The 1,114-nt window shown below is 46.9% G+C and carries 1 protein-coding gene; it reads right to left on the reverse strand.

All coding sequences use genetic code 11. The features are described 5' to 3' along the window. Positions 1 to 1,051 (reverse strand): IS3 family transposase gene (locus B0G85_RS10200; protein ID WP_100380355.1). Its coding sequence is split into 2 segments (ribosomal slippage), with 1,052 coding nucleotides annotated over them: positions 1 to 799 and positions 799 to 1,051; the frame shifts between segments, so codons are not numbered across the junction. This gene is flagged as partial in the annotation. Positions 1,052 to 1,114: the final 63 nt, after the last annotated feature.

The following is a 1,114-nucleotide window of genomic DNA, read 5'->3' on the forward strand; positions in this document are numbered from 1 at the left end:
CCGCCCAATGCCATATTTGGACGTTCATAGTTATATTTATACATCCATTGCGTTGCGAACTCTTGAACTTCGTTAATGCTGTCCCAGTAATGCTGAGATAACCACTCATATCTCACTGTTCGGTTGTAGCGTTCCACATACGCATTTTGCTGTGGTTTACCAGGTTGGATATGCTGTATGTGGATCTGATGCTTTGCTGCCCATTCCATTAGTCTACCGCTCACAAGTTCCGGCCCATTGTCCGCTCGAATAATGCTGGGTTTACCTCGCCAAGCAATGATTTGATCTAAAGATCGGATTACCCGTTCTGATGGCAGCAAGAAGTCCACTTCAATACCGAGAGCTTCCCGATTAAAGTCGTCAATTACATTAAATAATCTAATGCTTCTGCCATCGGCTAATTGATCGTGCATAAAATCCATGGACCAGACTTGGTTTGCACTTAACGGAACCACCAAGGCATCGGGCTTATCTCTGACCAAACGCTTACGGGGCTTGATGCGTAGATTGAGTTCCAGCTCCTTATAGATGCGATAGATCCGCTTGTGGTTCCATTTGAAGTTCTTCACATTACGCAAGTACAAATAGCAAAGACCGAAGCCCCAGATCCGGTTATTGTCTGTTAAGCGGATGAGCCAGTTCGCAATCTGCTCGTTCTCTGCGTTGTGCTTTGCTTCATAGCGATAGCAGGTCTCGCTTACCCTAAAGACTTCGCAGGCCAATCTAATCGATATGCCCTTATCTTGGACTGCCTGCTTGGCCATCTCGCGTCTGCGAGACGGCCTCACCACTTTTTTGCGAGGGCTTCGGTAACGATCTCCGCTTTGAGTTTTTCTTCGATATACATCTTCTTCAGACGGGCGTTCTCGGCTTCCAACTCCTTCATGCGGGACATCATCGAGGTATCCATACCGCCGTACTTAGAGCGCCACTTGTAGAAAGTAGCAGTGCTAATAGCCAGCTCACGGCAAATATCAGGGACTGCCAAACCCGCATCAACCCGTTTTAGGGCTTCCATGATCTGGGAATCGGTAAATTTAGAACGTTTCATGCAGAACTCCTCTAATTGAGAAAATTCTACCTTCAAGGACGGTTAACCTAGGGGACGATTACC

Origin of the sequence: Polynucleobacter brandtiae, from assembly GCF_002797575.1 — a bacterium.
In the GTDB taxonomy this organism is placed as follows: domain Bacteria; phylum Pseudomonadota; class Gammaproteobacteria; order Burkholderiales; family Burkholderiaceae; genus Polynucleobacter; species Polynucleobacter brandtiae.